Origin of the sequence: Sphingomonas sp. IW22, from assembly GCF_041321155.1 — a bacterium.
Classification (GTDB): domain Bacteria; phylum Pseudomonadota; class Alphaproteobacteria; order Sphingomonadales; family Sphingomonadaceae; genus Sphingomonas.
In genome coordinates this window covers 1-731 of record NZ_JBGGWB010000019.1, presented here as the reverse complement: position 1 = coordinate 731, position 731 = coordinate 1, and the positions used below count along the sequence as shown (strand labels likewise).

The following is a 731-nucleotide window of genomic DNA, read 5'->3' as shown; positions in this document are numbered from 1 at the left end:
CATTTCATTATTAAAGGAGTTAAAATACTCCCCACTAGCAAAAATTACGTGTTCGACTCATCCGATTTGGATAAGCGCAGGAGGCAGCCTGTTCCTTGTGCAATGAGCAGGCCTTATCCTGAGAGCCGAGCAATCATGAACACCCGGCATCTAACACCAAGTAAGTTTATTGATGCAATCACTCTTGCAATGGTAGTGGTAAATCAGTCGTGTTTCAGCGACACTGAACGCGTCAAAGTCGATAAATAGTCATTTTGATGCCCTAATAACGATAAAACGAATGGTATGTAAAATATTGATTTCAACTCTTCATACTTACCTGGCGCAGGGTGTTGTTGTTCATCATTAACAAGCCTCAGAGCGAGACGTCCCCATTGCACACCGGTGTCGTTGACCTTTGCGACTGCCCCAAATAGGGGTGGCTCGGGCGCATAATTTTTGGTAGTGGGGTTCTTTCGAGTTCCCATGCATTTAATGAAATTAATGAAAAATTTACAGGTTCTTTGGATTGTATTTTAAATGAGAATTTCATATCACGGTTGGTTTAAAAATAAAATCCATCATGTCATATCGATGACGAAATTTACCAACAAATCTTTATATACTCTGTATTGGATAGTAGTCATTACGAACTATTGACAAATCTTTGAATGATGATAACTACTTGCATACGATTTCTATTTCCTGGCAATTGGTGAAATTTCAAAATTGCTCCACTAATACCGTAGGTA

1 protein-coding gene is annotated in these 731 nt (G+C 39.1%); it reads left to right on the top strand.

From position 1 onward, the window contains the following. Positions 1–249: hypothetical protein (locus ACAX61_RS19455; protein WP_370716194.1), on the top strand; the 249-nt coding region annotated here is incomplete at its 5' end. Between the last annotated feature and the right edge of the window lie 482 nt (positions 250–731).